20 protein-coding genes and 1 pseudogene are annotated in these 20,437 nt (G+C 61.5%); 7 read left to right on the top strand and 14 right to left on the bottom strand.

The genetic code is table 11. The features are described 5' to 3' along the window. The first annotated feature begins 535 nt into the window (after positions 1-535). Positions 536-1,480: an acetyl-CoA carboxylase, carboxyltransferase subunit beta gene (gene accD / locus AC0L4F_RS09800; protein WP_244687875.1), complete on the top strand. Its 945-nt coding sequence runs from the start codon at positions 536-538 to the stop codon at positions 1,478-1,480. Beyond that, positions 1,477-2,763 carry a bifunctional folylpolyglutamate synthase/dihydrofolate synthase gene (locus AC0L4F_RS09795; protein ID WP_244687873.1) on the top strand — a complete coding sequence of 429 codons (1,287 nt, stop codon included), beginning with the start codon at positions 1,477-1,479 and terminating at the stop codon, positions 2,761-2,763. The genes accD and AC0L4F_RS09795 overlap by 4 nt, the downstream gene beginning before the upstream one ends. A 387-nt stretch (positions 2,764-3,150) precedes the next feature. Here AC0L4F_RS09795 and AC0L4F_RS09790 read toward each other — a convergent pair whose 3' ends face one another. Genes AC0L4F_RS09790 through trxA form a run of 3 tightly spaced genes read right to left on the bottom strand, consistent with a single transcriptional unit; the run spans position 3,151 to position 4,933 of the window. Beyond that, positions 3,151-3,345, bottom strand: a complete 195-nt coding sequence (locus AC0L4F_RS09790) for a Trm112 family protein (RefSeq protein ID WP_244687871.1) — start codon at positions 3,343-3,345, stop codon at positions 3,151-3,153. Beyond that, entirely contained in the window at positions 3,342-3,986 is a 645-nt protein-coding gene (locus tag AC0L4F_RS09785; protein WP_244687868.1) for an LON peptidase substrate-binding domain-containing protein, read from the bottom strand. The genes AC0L4F_RS09790 and AC0L4F_RS09785 overlap by 4 nt, the downstream gene beginning before the upstream one ends. A gap of 26 nt (positions 3,987-4,012) precedes the next feature. Next, complete coding sequence (gene trxA / locus AC0L4F_RS09780; protein ID WP_244687865.1) at positions 4,013-4,933, bottom strand: thioredoxin; 921 nt, start codon at positions 4,931-4,933, stop codon at positions 4,013-4,015. Between the two features lie 127 nt (positions 4,934-5,060). On the opposite strand from trxA, the gene AC0L4F_RS09775 reads away from it, so the two are divergent. Further along, positions 5,061-5,702, top strand: a complete 642-nt coding sequence (locus AC0L4F_RS09775) for an SGNH/GDSL hydrolase family protein (protein ID WP_244687863.1) — start codon at positions 5,061-5,063, stop codon at positions 5,700-5,702. A gap of 3 nt (positions 5,703-5,705) precedes the next feature. Here AC0L4F_RS09775 and AC0L4F_RS09770 read toward each other — a convergent pair whose 3' ends face one another. The 9 genes and pseudogenes from AC0L4F_RS09770 to AC0L4F_RS09730 all read right to left on the bottom strand — a co-directional run bounded on the left by AC0L4F_RS09770 (position 5,706) and on the right by AC0L4F_RS09730 (position 14,607). Beyond that, a complete protein-coding gene (locus AC0L4F_RS09770) occupies positions 5,706-6,494 on the bottom strand; it encodes an exodeoxyribonuclease III (RefSeq protein ID WP_244687860.1) in 789 nt (262 codons plus the stop codon). A gap of 131 nt (positions 6,495-6,625) precedes the next feature. Continuing rightward, positions 6,626-6,916 carry a DUF1330 domain-containing protein gene (locus AC0L4F_RS09765; RefSeq protein ID WP_244687858.1) on the bottom strand — a complete coding sequence of 97 codons (291 nt, stop codon included), beginning with the start codon at positions 6,914-6,916 and terminating at the stop codon, positions 6,626-6,628. 29 nt (positions 6,917-6,945) lie between these two features. Further along, positions 6,946-7,983 carry an extracellular solute-binding protein gene (locus AC0L4F_RS09760; RefSeq protein ID WP_244688916.1) on the bottom strand — a complete coding sequence of 346 codons (1,038 nt, stop codon included), beginning with the start codon at positions 7,981-7,983 and terminating at the stop codon, positions 6,946-6,948. Between the two features lie 402 nt (positions 7,984-8,385). Continuing rightward, positions 8,386-8,985: pseudogene (locus AC0L4F_RS09755) on the bottom strand (caspase family protein); the annotation flags it as partial. 206 nt (positions 8,986-9,191) lie between these two features. Beyond that, positions 9,192-10,367: an MFS transporter gene (locus AC0L4F_RS09750; protein WP_244687856.1), complete on the bottom strand. Its 1,176-nt coding sequence runs from the start codon at positions 10,365-10,367 to the stop codon at positions 9,192-9,194. A gap of 27 nt (positions 10,368-10,394) precedes the next feature. Continuing rightward, the gene (locus AC0L4F_RS09745) at positions 10,395-11,597 is read right to left on the bottom strand and encodes a TIGR03862 family flavoprotein (protein ID WP_244687853.1); all 1,203 of its coding nucleotides are present in this window, start codon (positions 11,595-11,597) and stop codon (positions 10,395-10,397) included. Continuing rightward, complete coding sequence (locus AC0L4F_RS09740; protein WP_244687850.1) at positions 11,594-12,985, bottom strand: mechanosensitive ion channel family protein; 1,392 nt, start codon at positions 12,983-12,985, stop codon at positions 11,594-11,596. The genes AC0L4F_RS09745 and AC0L4F_RS09740 overlap by 4 nt, the downstream gene beginning before the upstream one ends. Positions 12,986-13,267: 282 nt before the next feature. Continuing rightward, complete coding sequence (locus AC0L4F_RS09735) at positions 13,268-13,882, bottom strand: enoyl-CoA hydratase/isomerase family protein (protein ID WP_244687848.1); 615 nt, start codon at positions 13,880-13,882, stop codon at positions 13,268-13,270. Further along, the gene (locus tag AC0L4F_RS09730; protein ID WP_244687846.1) at positions 13,879-14,607 is read right to left on the bottom strand and encodes an SDR family oxidoreductase; all 729 of its coding nucleotides are present in this window, start codon (positions 14,605-14,607) and stop codon (positions 13,879-13,881) included. The genes AC0L4F_RS09735 and AC0L4F_RS09730 overlap by 4 nt, the downstream gene beginning before the upstream one ends. A 212-nt stretch (positions 14,608-14,819) precedes the next feature. On the opposite strand from AC0L4F_RS09730, the gene AC0L4F_RS09725 reads away from it, so the two are divergent. After that, complete coding sequence (locus AC0L4F_RS09725) at positions 14,820-16,334, top strand: DUF2125 domain-containing protein (protein ID WP_244687843.1); 1,515 nt, start codon at positions 14,820-14,822, stop codon at positions 16,332-16,334. Positions 16,335-16,419: 85 nt separating this feature from the next. Here the strand turns inward: AC0L4F_RS09725 and AC0L4F_RS09720 are convergent, their stop codons facing one another. Next, on the bottom strand, positions 16,420-17,031 hold the full coding sequence (locus tag AC0L4F_RS09720; protein ID WP_244687841.1) for a TetR/AcrR family transcriptional regulator: 612 nt from the start codon (positions 17,029-17,031) through the stop codon (positions 16,420-16,422). A gap of 141 nt (positions 17,032-17,172) precedes the next feature. Here AC0L4F_RS09720 and AC0L4F_RS09715 point away from each other — a divergent pair, with 141 nt between their 5' ends. The 3 genes from AC0L4F_RS09715 to AC0L4F_RS09705 all read left to right on the top strand — a co-directional run bounded on the left by AC0L4F_RS09715 (position 17,173) and on the right by AC0L4F_RS09705 (position 19,855). Further along, complete coding sequence (locus tag AC0L4F_RS09715) at positions 17,173-17,643, top strand: OsmC family protein (protein WP_244687839.1); 471 nt, start codon at positions 17,173-17,175, stop codon at positions 17,641-17,643. A 93-nt stretch (positions 17,644-17,736) separates the two neighbouring features. After that, a complete protein-coding gene (locus AC0L4F_RS09710) occupies positions 17,737-19,083 on the top strand; it encodes a TldD/PmbA family protein (protein ID WP_244687837.1) in 1,347 nt (448 codons plus the stop codon). Then, the gene (locus AC0L4F_RS09705) at positions 19,070-19,855 is read left to right on the top strand and encodes an inositol monophosphatase family protein (RefSeq protein ID WP_244687834.1); all 786 of its coding nucleotides are present in this window, start codon (positions 19,070-19,072) and stop codon (positions 19,853-19,855) included. The genes AC0L4F_RS09710 and AC0L4F_RS09705 overlap by 14 nt, the downstream gene beginning before the upstream one ends. A gap of 95 nt (positions 19,856-19,950) precedes the next feature. Here AC0L4F_RS09705 and AC0L4F_RS09700 read toward each other — a convergent pair whose 3' ends face one another. Continuing rightward, positions 19,951-20,373, bottom strand: a complete 423-nt coding sequence (locus tag AC0L4F_RS09700) for a CoA-binding protein (RefSeq protein ID WP_244687832.1) — start codon at positions 20,371-20,373, stop codon at positions 19,951-19,953. Between the last annotated feature and the right edge of the window lie 64 nt (positions 20,374-20,437).

The raw sequence follows: 20,437 nt of genomic DNA, 5'->3' as shown, positions 1-20,437 counted from the left end.
GCGGCGCATCCTCTGGGATGTCCAAACCACACCCCGCCAGGGTGACGCCCGCGATCAGGCCGACCAGCGCGTATTTCCCCCAACCGGGACGCCCTGACCGAATTCCCTGGCGAAATCGCGTCCCGGACCAAAATTCTGAGTTATGCCGCATCCGTCGCAAAACCGGCTGGCCCGCACAATGGCCAGCGCCTCTCCCTTGGTGATGTCGGCCAAAACACCTTTTCCAAGGGGCAGGCCGACGCATTCGCGCGATTTTGACCGGACAGACCGGGGTCCGCAAGTCCCGTTAACCATCCGTTTTTTGTTTTCACCCCAAGGGTTTCATTCACAACACATCCCGCCCCATCGCCCACCCTATCGGCCACCCCATCCCTCCGGCCATCCCTCTGGCCCACTGGATTTGCAAAATCCGGCCGCGCCGGTCATCCAGCGTTCATCTATCGCTCATCCCTGCAAAGGGTTTGATTGCATTTCCCCGCCACGGGTCTTATTTCAGGCTGAAACCGCCTGCATCAGGCCAAAACACAGGTCGGACATGAACTGGATCACCAACTATGTGCGCCCGCACATCAACTCGATCTTCTCGCGCCGCGAGGTGCCGGAAAATCTCTGGACCAAATGTAGCGAATGCGGAACCATGCTGTTCCACCGCGAGCTTGCCGATAATCTGAATGTCTGCACCTCCTGTGGCCATCACATGGCGATCACGCCGCGCGACCGCTTTGCCGCGCTGTTCGATGGCGGCGTGTTTCACGAGGTTGACGTGCCAGAGGTGCTGGCCGATCCGCTGCAGTTCCGCGACCAGAAACGCTATCCGGACCGGATGAAGGCGGCGCAGAAGAAAACCGGTGAAAAAGACGCGATGCTGGTCGCCCAGGGCGAAATCGGCCGCACGCCAATCGTGGCTGCCGGGCAGGATTTTTCGTTCATGGGCGGGTCGATGGGCATGTATGTCGGCAATGCGATCATTGCGGCGGCCCAACGGGCAGTGGCCCAGAAATGCCCGCTGATCCTGTTTTCCGCAGCGGGCGGCGCGCGGATGCAAGAGGGCATTCTCAGCCTGATGCAGATGCCGCGCACCACCGTGGCGGTGCAGATGCTGAAAGAGGCCGGTCTGCCCTATATCGTGGTGCTGACCCATCCGACCACCGGCGGCGTAACCGCGTCTTATGCGATGTTGGGCGATGTCCAGATTGCCGAACCCAATGCGTTGATCGGCTTTGCCGGACAGCGGGTGATCGAACAAACCATCCGTGAAAAGCTGCCCGAAGGATTTCAGCGCGCTGAATATCTGTTGGAACACGGCATGTTGGACCGGGTGACACGACGCAAGGACATGCGCGACGAGCTGATCACCATCACCCGCATGCTGATGCAATTGCCGCCAGAGATCAAAGGCGATCTGCCCGCACCCGCCGAAGGGGACGACACCGGGGCGCTGACGCCGGACACGGCGGAAAAGCCTGCCACCCCGGAATGAGCGCGACCAAATCTGACGCCATCCTCGACCGGATGATGGCGCTGCACCCCAAGGTGATTGACCTGACGCTGGACCGGATGTGGCGGCTTTTGGCGGCCTTGGGCCATCCAGAGCGCGATCTGCCGCCGGTGATCCACATCGCCGGCACCAATGGCAAAGGCTCGACCCAGGCGATGATCCGCGCCGGGCTCGAGGCTGCGGGCAAACATGTGCACGCCTATACGTCGCCGCATCTGGCGCGGTTTCACGAACGCATTCGCCTGGCGGGTACGCTGATCACCGAAGATGCGCTCACCGCCCATCTGGATGAATGTTACGTCGCCAACGCGGGCGACACGATCACCTATTTCGAAATCACCACCTGTGCTGCGCTTTTGGCCATGGCGCGCACCCCGGCGGATTTTACCCTGCTGGAAGTCGGGCTTGGCGGGCGGCTGGACGCCACCAATGTGATCGACCGGCCGGCATTGACCGTGATCACCCCGGTCTCGATCGACCACGAACAATTCCTTGGCAATACACTGGCCAAGATCGCCGCCGAAAAGGCTGGCATCCTGAAACGCGGTGTCCCCTGTGTCGTTGGCCCGCAACCGGACGAGGCGATGGAGGTGATCGAGGCCACCGCCGCCAAACTTGGCGCGCCCCTGATCGCCCATGGCCAGCATTGGCATGCCTTCGAAGAACGCGGGCGCATGGTGTATCAGGATGAAAGCGGCCTGCTGGACCTGCCTTTGCCCAATCTGCCCGGCGCGCATCAGATCGACAATGGCGGCGCGGCGCTGGCGGCCTTGCGCCATCTTGGCTTTGCCGAACCCGCCTGCGAGGCGGCGGTCACGAACGCGGTCTGGCCTGCGCGCATGCAACATCTGACCTCTGGGCCATTGGTCGATCTGGTGCCCAATGCCCAACTGTGGCTCGACGGGGGGCACAACGCCGCTGCCGGCCAGGCGCTGGCGGCGCATCTGACACGGCTGCCGAAACGGCCAACCCATCTGATTTGCGGCATGTTGAACACCAAGGACATCGCCAACTACCTGCGCCCGCTTGCCGCGGTTGCCGACAGCCTGACCGCTGTGTCCATCCCCGGCGAGGCCAACACATTGCCCGCAGAAACCACCGCCGCCGCCGCGACATCCGTCGGATTGCCCGCACACACAGCCGCCTCGGTGGCCGGCGCCCTGCGCATGTTGTCCCGAAACAGCCCCGCCGACGGTGTGGGCCCGCGTATCTTGATCTGTGGATCGCTTTATCTTGCGGGTTCGGTCTTGCGCGAAAACGGCTAAGCCCTTGGCCCATCAGGATTTGCCGGATCAGAGCGCATCAGCCCCCGGCACTCATCAGCGAATCGCAAAAACGAATCAGGTAATCGTTGACTGATTCGGCGTCTTTTTGCTATATATGGCACAAGCTTTCGATACTGCGACAATATCTCCGCTAAATCTCCAAATCTGGCGGGGCATCCGCAAGGGGCGCATATTCTGCGCGGCCGGGCAATGTGCAGCTGTACCCAAATGGGGGTATCGCCGCGTGTTCGACCCCGGACGTGCACCCGGACGACCGAATACTCAGATAACGTTCAGACCTGTTCACACGACCAACAAGAAACAGGCCAAGAACCACGAGCAGCAGTCACTGGGGCCCTTCGGGGCCCCATTTTTCGTCAAGATCGGCTATTCGATCACCCGCGCTTCATCCACCAGCATCACCGGAATGCCGTTGCGGATCGGAAAGGCCAGCCCCGCCTTCTTCGAGACCAATTCCTGACGCTCGGCATCAAAACTCAACGGTTCCTGGGTGCGCGGGCACACCAGCGCCTCCAGCATCCGGCGGTCAAAGGTATCGGTCTTGGCAGGCGTGTCATTCATTGCATCAAATCCTCGGATGCGCCGCCCCGCAGGGCAAATTCAATCAGCGTGACAAGCGTTTCCCGCCGGGTCGCAAGCGAAGGCGCCTCCAGCAGCGCCTGTTTGTCCTCTGGCGACAGGTCAAGCAGCATGGAGAGCGAGTTGATCAACAGCTCCTCATCCGCATCACGCATGGTTTCCCAATCCGCCTCAAGCGAACGGGCCTCGAAAAACCGGTTCAGCAGCGTCATGAACTGCGCCCGATCCAGACCGGCATCATGTTCTGCATGACCCAGATCGCGGTCAAAGCCGCTCCAATCCACATCACAGCGCCGATAGGCCGAAAACCCGTCGACCTCGCGCTTGATCCGAAACCGCGAAATCCCGGTCAGGGTGATCATATATCGCCCGTCCTCGGTTTCGGAAAACTGGGTCAATCGCCCGGCACAGCCAATGGAATGCAGGCGGCCGTCCTTGCTTTCCGGGCCGGGATTCGGCTGCACCATCGCAATCAGCCGCTGCGGCGTTTTCATGCAATCCTCGATCATCGCAAGGTATCGCGGTTCAAAAATATGCAGCGGCAATCGCGACCGGGGCAACAAAAGCGCCCCGGGCAATGGAAACACCGGGAGAGTATCGGGGAGGTCGGCAGCTTTGATCATACCCCTAACCTAGCCCCCAAAAACGATCAGGCAAATATCATCGAGCTCAATTTGCGGCGACCGTTCAAAACAACCGGATCATTTGGCTTCAATGCGTCGAAAATCGTGAACATCTGCGTCTTGGCGGCGCCGTCGTTCCATTCACGATCCCGGCGGAACATTTCCAGCAATTCGGCAACCGCGCCTTCGGCATCACCCGCGGCATAGATCGCCTGGGCCAGATCAAGCCGCGCCTGCATGTCATCGGGATTGGCCGCCACGGCCGCGCGCAGATCGTCCAGCGGGCCGGCACCTGCCGCCTGTTTCGCCAGCTCCAGCTGGGCAAAGGCCGCCTCCAGTTCTGGCGCTTTGGAAATCTCGGCCGGGGCGCCGTTCAGGATCGCCTCGGCCTGTTCCAGATCGTCCAGCGCGATATGCGAACGCACCAAGCCGCTATAGGCTTTGGCATTGGTCGGCTCTTCGCCAAGGATTGCGGAAAACGTCTGGGCCGCATCAACCGCCGCGCCCTGTTCCAGCATTTCCTCGGCCGCCTCCAGCGCCTTATCCAATCCGCCGCTGGCATCGCCACCACCGGCCGCGACCACCCGTTCCACAAAAGCCTGAATTTCGGATTCCGGCACCGCGCCCTGGAAACCGTCAATCGGCTGGCCCTGCCAAAACGCATAGACCGTCGGGATGGATTGCACCCGCAACTGGCCGGCGATGGACTGTGCCTCATCCACATTGACCTTGGCCATCTGCACCGCGCCTTTGGCTTTGGTCACCGCAGCCTCCAGCATCGGGCCAAGCGTCTTGCACGGGCCGCACCATGGCGCCCAGAAATCGACGATCACCGGCACTTTCATCGAGGCTTCGACAACCTCGGCCATGAAGTCCGCTTCTGTGACGTCTTTGATCAACGCACCGCCCGCGGGGGCATTGTTCTGGGCTTGGCCGAATTCCAGCATGATCCGCTCCTTCAAATGGGTTTCGCCTGATATGGGCGTTGCCGCGGCGCATACAACGCAAAACGGCGGTTTACCTGTGGTTGGCGGCTATCTAGCATTGGCGGCGAGGATATTGAAAGGGCAAGAGATGACGCGCACCGTGATGACCTACGGCGATTCCAACACCCATGGAACCAAACCGATTGTCACGACCGGCGAATCCCGTCGGTTCAAACCGACCATCCGCTGGCCCCGGGTGATGGCATCGGCATTGGGCCCGCGATGGGCGCTGATCGAAGAAGGCCTGCCGGGGCGGACGACAGCGATTTCAGATCCGATCATGGGCCCGCATATGAACGGCGCTCTGGGGTTGAAAATCGCGCTGGCGTCTCACAAGCCTGTGGATGTGTTGACCATCATGTTGGGCACCAACGATCTGAAAACCCGGTTTTTTCCCAGCGGCCCGCGCATTGCGGCCGGTATTGCCGGGCTGCTGGATCATGCGCTGCACCGCGACGTGAGCCCCCATCACCCCAACATGAAAATTCTGTTGATCTGCCCGCCCGCGGTCAAGGAAGTTGGCCCGCTCCGGGGGGAATTCATCGGCGCCGCAGCGCATGGCCCGACCCTCGCCCCGGCGCTGGCCGAATTGGCCAAGGCGCGTGGCGTGGGGTTTTTCGACGCCGGATCAGTGATCGAAACCAGCGATGTCGACGGCGTGCATTTCGAAGCCGATGCCCATCAGCTGCTTGGGAACGCACTGGCCAAGGTGATTGCTGATCTGACCTGAGGGTCAGAGGTCGAAACTGGCAAAAACCGGGGCGTGATCGCTGGGCTTTTCCCAGCCACGCACCGCGCGCAGCACCCGGCTGTCATGACCCGCATTGGCGATATCCGGCGTTGCCCAAACATGATCAAGCCGCCGGCCCTTGTCCGCATTGTCCCAATCGGGCGAGCGATAGGACCACCAGCTATAGAGATTGCCGGTCGGAATATCCTTGCGGGTGATGTCCACCCAACCGCCAGCCTCCTGGGTCTGGGCAAGATGTTCGACCTCGATCGGGGTGTGCGACACCACTTTCAGCAGTTTCTTGTGGTCCCAAACGTCATCTTCGCGCGGCGCAATGTTCAGATCCCCGACTAGGATCGCCTTTTCGGGTGTCTCGGCATGAAACCAATCGCGCATCTCTGTCAGGTAGTCCAGTTTCTGACCGAATTTCTCGTTCACCGCGCGGTCAGGTTTGTCACCACCCGCGGGCACATAGAAATTGTGAATGGTCACCCCGTTTTCCAACTGCCCCGCCACATGGCGGGCATGGCCCAGCGCCGCAAAATCCCGGCCGCCGACATCGGTGATCGGCAGTTTCGACAGGATTGCCACACCGTTATAGCCCTTCTGGCCGCGCGCAACCATATAAGCATAACCCAGTTCCTGAAAGACATCGACCGGGATCTTGTCGACCGGGCTTTTGCATTCCTGCAAGCACAGCACATCCGGCGCCTCTTCGCCCAGCAAACGCGCCACAAGCGGGGCGCGCAGTCGCACGGAGTTGATGTTCCAGGTGGCAAGGGAAAAAGACATGCGCAGCGGCTCCGGCTGGGGAATGGATCGGGCGCGACAATGCCCCCGGCCCCTTCAGGATACAAGCCATTGGCCGCAAAACGGACCCGAAACCGGCGGTTTCCTTTGGTCAGCCTGTTTGCAGACCCCTGTTATTCCGCCCCTTCGACAATCACGAAACTCCCCTCGGCAGAAGCGCGGCGGATCTCTGCGACCGCCTGATATTCCGGGTCATCCCAGGCCGCCAGCGCGGCGGCATAGCTTGGGAATTCCAACACCACATGGCGTTCCTGGCTGTCGCCTTCGACCACCTTGGACTGACCGCCGCGCACGATGAAACGCCCGCCAGAGGCCGCCAATATGGGGGTGTCCCGGCGGATATACTCCTTGTAGGTTTCCGGGTCATGCACCGTGATATGTGCAATGATATAGCCTTTGGGCATTGGTCAGTTCCTTTGGTTGTGCGGGCCTGTCATTCGGCCAGCCAGGCCGCAAACCGATCATTCAGATCCAGAGAATGCCGCGCCCAGAAGTCGTAATTGTAGACAAAGGCATTGCGCATATTCGCCGGGGCAGTGGGGATATGGGCGGCCATGTCGACCCCCAGATCGGCATGAAAGCCCACGAATTCGGCCGAAGACGCACGCGCGGGGCCATAGGGAATGTATTTTGCCTGATCCGCCAAACGTTGGGTATCCGTGGCAAACCACAGGAAATCGCGCACCCGCGCCAGACGTTCCGCGGACAAACCGGTTGGAATGACCCAGACATCCAAATCCAACACCTGGGCATCCCACAACATGGCAACCGGTTGCTTTTGCTCTTCGATCAGCGAAAAGAACCGCCCATTCCAGCTGGACCCCATGACCACCTCGCCATCGGCCAAAAGCTGCGGCGTCTCGGCCCCGGCCTGCCACCAGATCACATGATCCTTGATCGTGTCGAGTTTCGCCAGCGCCCGCCGCTGTCCGGCATTGGTGGCCAGCACATCATAAATGTCGCTATGTGGCACGCCATCACACAGCAGCGCCCATTCCAGATTGTTGTTCGGACGCTTCTCCAACGCGCGTTTGCCGGGATAGCCGTCCAGATCAAACAACGCACAGATGTCACGCGGGGGCCGGTTGCCCACCAGATCGGTGCGATAGGCCACAACAGAGGAATAGACGATCTGTGGAATCGCACAGTCCGAAACCAGGAAGGGCCCAAAATCGCTGGAGGCAGAATTGCCATCCGGGGCGGGCGCGAGGAATGCATCCGGGTTGATGTCCATCACCAATCCCTTGTCGCACAGCCGAATGGCATCGGTGGCCACCACATCCACCAAATCCCACCCAAGGTCATTTCCTGCGGCCCTGGCCTTTGACAACAGTGACACGGCCTCAAACGAATTTTCGTGCCAAGTGATCGAAAGACCGGCATTTTTATCAGCATAAGGGGTGGTGTATGCTCTTTGCTGAGACCGTTGATAGGCGCCCCCCCAGCTGACCAGGTTCAGCGATTTCGACATCGTGACGTCGGACGTCGGTGGTGTGACCACGGCCTTTGGCTGCGGCTCTGGCTGCACTTTGGGCGGGGCGACGGCGGCAACCTGAACTTGGCAATTGCGTTTCAGATAAGCCTCGGCATTGCCGCGAAAGGGATGTGTGCCGCAGCTTTGCAAATAACCGTCAAAGGCAAAACAACTTGGGGCGCCTTTGGCCTCGGCGTAGAGCAAATCACAAAGTGAATCGGGCTCTGGTTGCACCACCGCCGCAGTGACTGTGCCGCAATCCTCGGTCAGGCAGGTATATCCCAAAGTCTGGTCGTAATAAGCGGGATGTTGCAGGTGGCCATCGAAATCCAGCGCCAGCCGGGCGGTTTCCACCTGGGCCTTGGCAATGGCGTCTTCAAGGAAAATACCGCGTTTCAGTTGCGGCAGGAACGTGCGAGTGAACACCGACATCTGCGCGCCCGGCGGATCGCTGGGCAAACGGTCCAGCGCCTCTTGCCCCTCCCCGGCGGAAAAGATCACAAAGGTGCCGGTGGCCGCCTTGACCGGGGCCAGACCACGGGTCATGCCGATACTCTTGCGCCCGGCCGGCGGTTCAAACGGATTGTTGCGACAGGCGTCAATAATCGCCACCGTCAGCGAAGCGCCGGCGGCCTCGACCTCGTCCAGAATGCCGTTCAAGCCATTTTTCAATGCGATGGACCGACGTTCCAACACCCGGTCACTGCCCTGGCGCGGCGCGTCTGTCGGGATCAGGTAATTGGTGGCCCCGTCGCTCCAGCCATGGCCGGAATAGACGATGACAACCTCATCCCCGAGGGAGATCCGGTTGAGAAAGCTGTCGAGCGCATCAATCGTATCGCCAAGGTCAAGATCCTGGTGATAGGAAACGGCATAGCCCAGATCGCCAAAAGCCTCGCTATAGGCGCGGGCATCTTCATGCGCATTGCGAAGATCGCTGAGCTGGCCATAATTTTCGTTGCCCAGCACAAAGGCCAACTTTGCCGCCTGTACCGGCATTGCAAATGCCAATAATCCGAACACAAATATCCAAAACCGCATGCCGCGCCCCGTTTTTCAATCCGCCGAGATGGGGGAACCCTAACCCGGCAGGGCAGCCTGATCAAAGCCCGAAGATTGGGGCGCGGGGTGGCAAATGGGGGCTCTGCCCCCGGCCTTTGGCCTCCCCCGGGATATTTTTTTAACAGAAGAAGGATTGGACGGGATCAATCCAGGCGATCGCGGCTGAAGAGATAGGGCAGCATTCCCGCCAGCGTCAGCGCGGCAAAGACCGCAAAGACCGGGGCATAGCTTTCGGCGATTGTGCCGGTTTGAGTTGCGATCTCCTGCACCCGGCCCGTCACCACCTGAGACAGGCCCACCCCGGCAATGCCAAACAGGTTCAGCAAGCTCACCCCCCGCCCGGCCAGATGCGGCGGCACGTAGCTGCGCCCATGGGCGAGGATCATCGGAAAGGCCATGCCGAAGAAGCCAACGACACAGAACAAGGCCACCGACAGTACCATCGTCGGCTGTGGCCAAAGCCAAAGCGTCACGGTCCCGCACAGCCCGAGGGCGCTGCCCGCGAGCACCACCCATTTCCGGCTGCCCAGCCAGCGGTCCAACGGACCATAGGCAAACGTGCCGGCAATCATCGCAACCCCCATGATCAGCGTGGCAATGCCAATCGCCCCCGCCGTCAAACCATGAACATCCCGCAAATACGGGCCGATCCACAGGGCGCGCAGCCCCCCGGCGGCGGCATAATTGACGAACATCATCGGAAAGATCAGCCAAAGGGCCGGGATGCGCAGCAGATCCAGCACCGACCCTTTCCTGGTGGTTTCCACCCGGGGTGGGTCCTGGACTGTGAAATGCAATCCCACCGCAATGGCCCCGGCCAGGGCCGCAAGCGCCCAGAGGGTTTCCCGCCAACCGATGGCTTCGACCAGCAGCGTCAGCGGCACGGTGCCCGCCAGATTGCCCAGGGTGCCCACCCCCAAGACCAGGGCCGCAAGCGACGCAAAGATCTCTGGGCGGTAATTGCGCGCAAAGATGTAGTAAGACGCCATCAACACCGGGGAGCACCCCATGCCGATCAATCCCATGGACAACATCACATGCAGCGGCGTTTGGGCCAGCGCAAAGGCCGCCGCCCCACCAGCCCCGCCGATCAGAAACAGGACCGCCGATGTCCGCCGGGGACCAAACCGGTCCAGAGCGGCCCCGACCGGGATCTGCATCGCCGCAAAGACCAAAAACCAGATGCCCGACGCCGTCGCGAGATCATCCGGCCGCGCCCCGATATCACGTTCCAGCACATCGGCCATCACCGCCAGAAACGACCGAAAAAACTGGCTGAAGACATAACTCAGCGTCAACAGGATCAAACCGGTATTCATGACACATCCCCCAATTCCGGTGATGCATTACATGGTGGTGGACCCGTGGCAAGCCGCCGCGTGCCGTGCTGCGGCCTGTCCGGCCCAGCGGCCACTCGCCAAACAGGCGGTCAAGAGATAGCCGCCTGTCGGGGCCTCCCAGTCCAGCATTTCGCCGGCCACAAACACCCCCGGCCTTGCGCGCAATTCCAACGCCGGTGACAAAGCGTCAAAGGTCACGCCGCCGCCGGTCGAGATCGCCTCGTCCATCGGGCGCGGCCCGGCGTGAATGACCGGCAAGGATTTGAGAAGCCTGGCCAAAGCCACCGGATCAGCGGGCAAGGGGCGGGCAAATTCCATCAGCAGCGCCTGTTGAACGCCATCGAGGCGCGCGGCCTTGCGACGGAAATTGGCGGCTGACATTTTGCCGCGCGGTCTGGCCAACCGATCGGCCAGCACATCCTGCGCCACATCCGGCGCCAGATCGACCGTCAGGCGCGCGCCATCGCGCACTGCGGCGGCAACGGCATAAATCCCGCCGCCCTCCAACCCGCGTTGGGAAATCACCGCTTCGCCCCGGCTGACACACGCGCCGGCATGCCAGGCCACGCCCTTGACCGGCATGCCGAACCGGGTGGCCATATGCGGCGACCAATCCACGCTCAACCCCATGTTGGCAGGTTTGAACGGCGCGACGCTCACCCCCTCGGCCTGTAATATCCCGGCCCAGGCACCATCCGATCCCAGCCGCGCCCAACTCGCCCCGCCCAGCGCAAGAACGGTGACATCCGCCGTAACCTCGACCCGCCCTTCGGGTGTTTCGAACAGCGCCACCGCGCCGTCCCAGCCCAGCCAATGCCAACGCGTGCGGCGGTCCACCCCCATGTCCTGGAGGCGCGCCAACCAGTTGCGCAGCAGAGGCGAGGCTTTCATGACCTGCGGAAACACCCGACCGGTTGGCCCGGTGAACAGCGTCTGATCCAGACCTTTGGCCCAGGCCATCACATCAGACGGGCCAAATTCATCCAGCATCGGGCGCAGCGCCGCGGCCCCTGTGCCATAGGCCGCAAGAAACGCCGCAAACGGCTGATCACGGGTCAGATTCAACCCGGACTTGCCCGCCATCAGGAATTTGCGCCCCAGTGACGGCTTGGCCTCTGCCAATAAAACGCCAATCCCCGCCTCGGCCAGCATCTCTGCTGCCATCAATCCGGCGGGGCCGCCGCCAATCACCAGCGCCGGAACTCTCATACCTTTCGGGTCACAGCCTTGGGCTTCTTGGGCCTGGCGCGTTCGGGCTTGGCGGCTGGCGCGAGGGCGCCCAAATCCCCCTTCACCTCGATCACACGATGCGGATAGGGGATTTCAATTCCGTTGTCCTTCAACGCGTTCCAAATCAGGAACAGCACATCGCTGGTGAATTTGTTCGGCCCGTCGTCCAGCCCGTTGACCCAGAATTCCACTGCAAAATCAATGCCACTGTCGCCAAACCCACGCAATTCGCAATCCGCCGGATAGGGCTCATCCAGCACGCGGGGGTGGGTCGATACGGCCTTTTCAATAATATCGGGCACCAGATTGATATCGGTATCATAGCTGACGGAAAACGGCGCCTCATAGCGGTTTGCGCTGCCCTGATCGGAATAATTCACCACGCGGGTGACAATGAAATCTTCGTTCGGAACAACAATCCAGCGGCCATCAAAGCTTTCCAGAATGGCGGCGCGGGCGGTCATCTTGATGATGGTGCCAGCCTCACCACCGTCCAGTTCGACGTAATCGCCCACGGTCGCCTGCCCTTCGAGCAGAAGGATCACGCCAGATATGAAATTCGACGCAATCTTTTGCAGACCAAACCCGATCCCGACACCCAGCGCCCCCGTTAGCACCGCGAGCGAGGTCAGCGGAATGCCCATGATATTCATAAAGACAAGGAACGCGACGCCGAAAATTGCGATTTCCGCGGCCTTTTCAGCCAGCTGCCGGGTGGCGGGGCGCATGTCCTCTTGTTTGTGGATCAGAGCCGCCGATTGATCTTTGGACCAGCGGCCAAACCAGAAAATGATGCCGCCCACGATGACAAATTGCACCAGCGACAACACCGAAAACGACAGATTGCCCAGGGGCACGACGGTATCCGCCAGCTTGGCCTGCACCAGATCCAGCAGACCCAGCACATAAAGCCCGGCAACCGGCAACAATACATATTTGCCCAGCATCTTGAACAGCGGATCCGCAATGATGTCACGCACCAGAATGCGCACCGCCAGGAACAGGAACAGACGCTTGCCAAAGGCGATGACCGCACCGCTGTCAAAGATCGACCGCACCACGCTTTCGCCGATCCCGGTGAACCCATAGGCCAGAAGCGGCAGCAAAAGCGGCAGGAATTGCAGAACAAAAAGCCGCGCCTTGGTCAAAAAGCCCAAATGACCTTCGGGTGGCGTCAACCAGCGCTGCAACAGCGGCTGCAACTTCTTGTTGGCATAGCGGGCCGCAAACCAGGCCACCAAAAGCAAGGCAAATTGCGACCAGGCCTCTGGGCTCAACAGCCAGGACATCGCCAGATCCCACCCCTGAAGCGCATAGCCCGCAGCCTGCTGTACTATCTCCGGCTGATTTGCGAGATCAAATTCCATTCACCAACTCCACGTCCCTAGGCCCCAGCCACAGATATTGCTCTGTGATGCCCCGCCCCGTTCACGGAAGCAAGTGATCCAGCCCTGCAAATGCGCGCAGCGCGGCGGTAACGGCAAACCGCACCCGATCAGGTCCCGATCCGACTTTCTTCTTGGGGTAAATATCCCGGGGGCTTGGGGGCTGGCCCCCAATTGAATCTTCCGCTTGGGGGCTGACCCCAATTGATCCTGCGACTTGGGGGACGATCCCGCCCCCGGTATCATGGCGTCGGCCACAACCTGTTACACCCCGGCACAGATCCGTTTTATGCCTTTGGCAATTTCGGGTTTGGCTGCCAGGGTATCGGCGGCCAGGCTCCGCACCTTATCCATCAAACTCTCGGGCGCGACGATACGATCCACCAGCCCGATGGCCAGTGCCTCATCAGACGAAACCCTGGCCCCGCCCATCAGGATCAGCTTGGCCCGCGACGGCCCGACCAATGCCGCCAAACGGCCCGGATCCGACGGTTGTGGCAGATAGCCCAGTTTCATCACCGGGTAAAAGAACCGCGCGCCGGGCACGGCAATCCGCAGATCACAGGCCAGCGCCATGCCAAAACTGCCCCCCGCCAGGGTGCCGTTCAACGCTGCAATCGTCAGCCCCGGCAATGCCGCAACCGCGCCGGACAGCCGTTCCCAGTCATCGGACACCGCCAGCCCGGCCTTGGCCGCGTCAAGGTCCGCCCCGGCGGAAAACACCTTGCCCGCGCCCGTCAGGACAAACACCTTCGCCTCAGCCGCGCTTTCGGCGATTTTGACCAGATCCTCCAACATCTCGGGTGTCAGTGAATTGGCCTTGTCGGGCCGGTTGATCGTCACCAGCCAGAAACCACCGTCGCGCGTGATCTCAATCACGCAATCAGCCCCAACTGACGCCGCCAAGCTTCGTCCCGCAGCTTCAACTCATCCCCAAGATGCGCATCTGCTTCGGGAAGACACATCCAGAGCAAAGCCTTGGCCACCCATTCCGGCGGGATATGATCGGACCAGTCCAATTCGCTGACCGCATTGATCCCGCTTGTCTTGATGTCGCGCTGCATCTGCGTCGCCACCGTGCCCGGAGACAGCCCAATGGCGCGAATGCCGTGATCGCGGCCTTCCATATCGGCGCTGCGGGTCAACATCGCCGCCCCGGCCTTGGACGCGCAATAGTGGCTCCACCCCTCCATCGGGGCATGCGCCGCACCGGAAGACACCGTCAGGATCGTGCCGCCGCCCGCCGCAATCATCACCGGCATCGCCGCGCGCATACCGTGGTAGACCCCCTTCAGGTTGATGTCGATCGCGTGGCTCCAGCCCTCTGGATCGGACTCGGACAGCAGCGAAATCGGTTCGATCACCCCGGCATTGCCGATCAGCACATCCAACCGGCCAAAGGTTTCCACCGCCGCGCGCACTGCGGCCTCGACCTCCCAGTAGCGGCTGACATCACAAGGCACGGCCAGGGCATCGGGGCCAATTTCCCCCGCCAGATCAGCAACGCTTTCCTCGCTCCGCGCGACCAAAACCACCTTTGCCCCGGCACCCGCAAATTCGCGTGCGGCGGCGGCACCGATGCCCCGGCTTGCTCCGGTGATCATCACGCATTTCCCACTCATCACTTGCGTCATATCGAACCTCTTGCCAAATCTCGTTTGACACTTACCTAGCCCCAAGGGTGGAACAGGTCCAGCAACGTCCGGCCGCGCGGGAAAACGCCGACACCCCAACAAAGGTAAGGAATGCCCCCCTTGACCAATAAATCCACGCAAGTGAAGTTGCGGCAGTCATTCACATGAAAGGTCCATTGATTATGTCATCTTGGAAAAAACTAACCGGAACAACGGCACTGGCCACTTTGGCCCTGGTGCAGTCCGCCGCCGCAGATGTGACCCCTGATCAGGTTTGGGCCGATCTCAAAGGCTATATGGAAGGCTATGGTTATACCGTGACCGCCACCGAAAACACGTCGGGCGACACGCTGACCCTATCAGAAATCGTGATGTCGATCCCCATTCCAGAGGCGAACACATCCGCCACCGTCAAGATGCCGGAAATCACCCTGACCCAGGATGGCGGCGCGGTCGATGTGGCCTGGCCTGCGGATATGAATGTGGTGCTGGATGTCGACAATTACGCCGACCCGGTGACCGCCACAATCCGCTATGAAACCGACGGTCTGGACATGACGGTGTCCGGTGCCCCCAATGACACGACCTGGGTCTATTCCGCGACCTCGACCAAGGTGTCTTTGGCCGAATTGATTGCCGATGGTGACAATGTCCCGGCCGAGGTGTTCCGCGGCGCGCTGGTCCTGACCGGGCTGAGCGGGCAATCGGCGATCAAAACCGACGAGATGCGCGACATCGCCCAAACCATGTCCATTGATAGCGTGAGCTATGATTTTGCCGGACGCGACCCCGACAATGCCGAAAACACAATGCTGTTCAAGGGCGGGCTGGAGGGGCTGAGCTATGGCAGCACAGGCAAATTGCCGCTGGAAATTGATCCCGAAGACCCCACAGCGCTGTTGCAGGTCATGGATATCGACGGTGAATTTTCTTACGACAGCGGCAATACGCAGTTCAACTTTGTCGAACATGGCGACGCGGTCAACTTTGCCTCATCTTCGGCGGGCGGCGTGTTCAACATGGCAATGACGCCACAGGCCTGGTCCTATGACTTCCTGGTCGATGATTATGACGTGCAGATGCAGGGCGGCGACATCCCCTTTCCCATCGCGTTGAAGGCTGACGAACTGGGCGGCAACCTTGCCCTGCCGGTTTCCAAAAGCGACGAACCCGCCGATGTGGCCGCGGGCATCACCCTCGGCAACTTTGTGATGAATGATCTGATCTGGAACATCTTTGATTCCGGCGCACAATTGCCGCGTGATCCCGCCACCATCAAGATCGACCTGACCGGCAAGGCGCGGATGTTGTTTGACCTGTTTGACCCTGATCAAGCCGAAGAAATGGCTATGTCGGACATGCCGGCCGAATTGCACGAGCTGACGCTGAATTCCTTGGTGATTGACGCGGTTGGCGCAGTTCTGACCGGATCGGGGGCCTTCACCTTTGACAATTCCGATCTGCAAACCTTTGGTGGCATGCCGCGCCCGCTGGGCGAGGTGAACGCAGAGCTGACCGGCGCAAATGCGCTGATCGACAAGCTGGTCACCATGGGCATCGTGCCCGAGGAGCAGGCCATGGGCGCACGGATGATGATGGGCATGTTTGCGGTGTCTGCCGGGGATGACGTGTTGAAGTCCAAAATCGAAGTGAACGAACAGGGCCATGTCCTGGCCAATGGTCAGCGCATTCAATAAGCGCGCCCCATTTTCGACACCAACATTCAGGGCGCGCCGCAAGGGGCGCCCTTTTTCGGGGTCCGCCAAGTTTTGACACGCGCGCTTAGGTCCCGACCGGCACGCCGCTCAGATATCCGGTGACCGAACGATCGACCCGTGCCATCAGCGCATCTGCGTCGGCCTCGCCTGCGGCAATCGCCGCGCTGCTCATGCCATCCCCAATCGCCAGCACATCCCGCGCCACGGTTTCGGGGTCGTCGACGTAATGTTCCGCCAAAACCGCCACGATCAGCGCCTGTTCCCGGGTCTTTTGTTGCCGCAAGGCCGGATCGGGCGGCAATTCCGCTTCGGCCCGTTCCAGCGCCGCAGCCAGAGCCGGGCGATCAAACCCATGCCGCAGGCGCACTGCCGTCATGGCGCGAATGATCTCTGCCAGCCCCGCGCCCTCCTGCGCTTGCGCGACCCTGTCCATATCATCAAACACCGCCTGCCGCCGGTCGCCGATCAGGGCGACAACGATGGACTGCTTGTTGGGAAAGTATTGATAAAGCGAGCCTATCGACACCCCGGCCTTTTGCGCCACGTGATTGGTGTTCAATCCGCGCTGGCCGGATTTGGCCAGAATCTCTGCGGCGGCGCGCAATATCGCATCACAGGTCTTGCGGCTGCGGGCCTGGCGCGGGGTCTTGCGGGGGTCCAGTTGTGGATCTTGCATCCATGGAATCCTAACGGCCGACCCGGCGCTGTGCAATACGCTGTTGACCCCCGCCACACCCCGTACCCGGTCAATCTCGGCCCTTGCCACTGCGGCGCGCTGCGCCATTGTGGTCACGACATAACCCAAGGGGGGCGCCCAATGGCCAAACACCATGATTTCACCACCGCCATTTCCTGGACCGGCAACCGCGGCAGCGGCACCAGCGCTTACCGCGCCTATGACCGGACCTGGGACATCGCAGTGCCGGGCAAACCGGTGGTGCATTGTTCCAACGACCCGATGCTGGGCGGCGATCCGACCCTGATGAACCCCGAAGATTTGATGCTGTCCGCGCTCTCGGCCTGTCACATGCTGTGGTATCTGCACCTGGCATCCGAGGCCGGGATCGCGGTTCAGGCCTATACCGACACGCCAATCGGACAGGGGGAAAGCACGCCCGACGGCGCCGGTCGTTTTATTCGGGCCACCCTGCACCCCCGGATCAAGGTGCCGATCGGCACAGATCTGGCCCGGGCCGAGGCGATCCATCATGAGATCCACAAGGTCTGTTTCATCGCCCGCTCGGTGAATTTCCCGGTCGATTACGCCCCGCAATTCATCGAAGTCTGATCCCGGGACGTGAAATCAGTTGCAGGCCGGCCTATGGCATGGCCTTGCACAGGCGGTCGCGGCACTTTACCTCTGCCGTCCAAGGAGACTGACATGCCGCAATCGTTGCAAGACCTGACCGAGGCGCTGCTTGCCGCCGCACGCGCCGCCGGCGCCGACACCGCTGATGCCATCGCCATGACCGGCACCTCGCTGAATGTCGACGTGCGCAGCGGCGCATTGGAACAGGCCGAACGGGCCGAAGGCACCGATATCGGCCTGCGGGTTCTGCTGGGGCAGCGACAGGCCAATGTCTCGTCCTCGGACACCCGGCCGGAAACTCTGGCCGCGATGGCGGAACGGGCGGTCGCCATGGCGCGTGAAGCGCCGGAAGACCCCTTTATCGGGCTGGCCGATCCCGCCCAATTGGCACACTCCACCGATGCCGGCGCGCTGGAATTACATGACCCCGCAGCAGAACCCGATCCGGCGATGCTGCAAGCGCGTGCCGAAGAAGCCGAAGCGGCGGCCATGGCGGTTGCCGGCGTGACACAGGTGCAATCCGCCTCTGCCGCCTATTCCGCCACTGCGGTGCATCTGGCCGCCAGCAACGGATTTTCCGCCGGGTATCGCCGCAGCGGATCTTCCCTGTCTTGTGTTGCCATCGCGGGCGAAGGCCTCACGATGGAGCGTGATTACGACGGCGACAGCCGGACCTTTGCAGCCGACCTGCGCGCCGCAGAGGATATTGGCCGCAGCGCCGGACAGCGCGCGGTTGAACGGATGGCCCCGCGCAAACCACCCACCGGCAGCTATCCGGTGCTGTTTGACGAACGCATTTCGGCCTCGATCATCGGCCATTTGATGTCTGCGGTGTCCGGCAGTGCGGTTGCACGTGGCGCATCCTTCCTGCGCGACGCGCTGGGCACACAGGTGCTGCCCGACACGCTGAGCCTGATCGAAGACCCGCACCGCCCCCGCGCCACCGCGTCACGCCCGTTCGATGCCGAAGGTCTGGCCACCCAGCGCCGCGCAATCATCGACAAGGGCGTGTTGACCGGCTGGACGCTGGATCTTGGCAATGCCCGCAAGCTGGGGATGCAAAGCACCGCCAATGCAGCGCGCGGCACCTCTGGTCCGCCGCATCCGACAAACTGGAACCTGGCACTGACCCAAGGCACGCAAAGCCGCGCCGATCTGATTGCCGACATGGGCACCGGGTTGATTGTTACCTCGCTGATCGGGTCGACCATCAATCCCAACACCGGCGATTATTCCCGTGGCGCCTCTGGTGTCTGGGTCGAAAACGGCCAGATCACCCATGCGGTGAACGAGGTGACGATTGCCAGCAATCTGCGCGACATGTTCGCCCGCCTGATCCCCGCCAATGATGCCCGCCCGCATCTGTCGCGGGTGGTGCCGTCCCTTTTGATCGAAGGCATGACACTTGCCGGGGCCTGAACGCCAGGAAACCGATCTCGCCCTTCTGCTGCGCGCCGCCCGCGCCGCAGGCGAGGTTGCGCTGACCTTCACCGGTCCCGAGGCGCGGGTCTGGGACAAGCCCGGCCTTGGTCCCGTCACCGAAGCCGATTTTGCGGTCAACGATGTGTTGCATGATATCCTGCGCAGCGCGCGGCCCGGTTATGGCTGGCTGAGCGAGGAAACCCCGGACGACAAATCCCGGCTGAATTGTGACGATGTGTTCATCATTGATCCGATCGACGGCACCCGCAGCTTTATCGAAGGCTCTGGCACTTGGGCGCATTCCATTGCGATTGCCCACCACGGAAAGGTGACCGCCGCAGTGATCCATCTGCCCGCGCGCGACCGGATCTTTGCCGCCGAGCAAGGTGGCGGAGCAACCCTGAACGGCAGCCCGATCCACACCGGCCAACGCAGCGCATTGACCGGCGCCCATATGATGGCGCCCAAACCCAATTTTGAACCCCGCCACTGGAAGGTCGCCCCGCCAGAGGTGCGCCGCGCCTTTCGCCCGTCTCTGGCCTATCGCATGGCGCTGATTGCGCAGGGGCGGTTTGATGCCATGCTGACCCTGCGCGCAACCTGGCATTGGGATATCGCGGCGGGCACATTGATTGCCGAAGAAGCCGGGGCCAAGGCCACCGCCGCCGATGGCAGTGAATTGGTGTTCAACACCGACACCCCGCAAAGCCCCGGCGTGCTGACCGCCAATCCCACATTGCATGCGGCGGTGCGGGCAGAATTAGCCTAGGCCAATAACGCCGACCTCACATCAAAACCGGATCAGCCATGATTGTGACGGGATGATCCCGGTGGAAACCGCAGGCACACGCCAGGGTCAGGGCGCTAGTCACCAATCAGCCGCGGATATTCGATTTTCGGGCATCGGTTCATGATCACGTCCACCCCGCGGCTTTGCAGCGTTGCGGCGGCGGCAGCATGCTCTACCCCGATCTGCATCCAGAAGGTTTTCAGGTTCGGCAGATGCGCCAAAGCCGCATCGGCAATCGCTGGCACGGCATCAGACCGGCGAAAGACGTCGACCATATCGACCTCTTTTGGCACCTGAGACAGATCGCTGCGGATCTCTTCGCCAAACAATTCCCGACCGGCATGTCCGGGATTGACCGGGATCACCCGATACCCCTTGAGCGCCAGGTAACGCGCCACATAGTGGCTGGGCCGCTCCGGGTTGAGCGACACCCCCACCACGGCAATCACGCGGGTGCGTTCCAATATGTGTTTAAGATCGTCGTCAGCATAGGTCATGGACATACTTCTATATCGACCGGGGCACAGAAAAAAGCGCCCAGCTAAATAACTGGGCGCAAGT

Source organism: Marinovum sp. J2-8 (assembly GCF_055808435.1).
The sequence above is the reverse complement of the archived record's forward strand: the minus strand, read 5'-3'. Positions and strand labels throughout refer to the sequence as shown.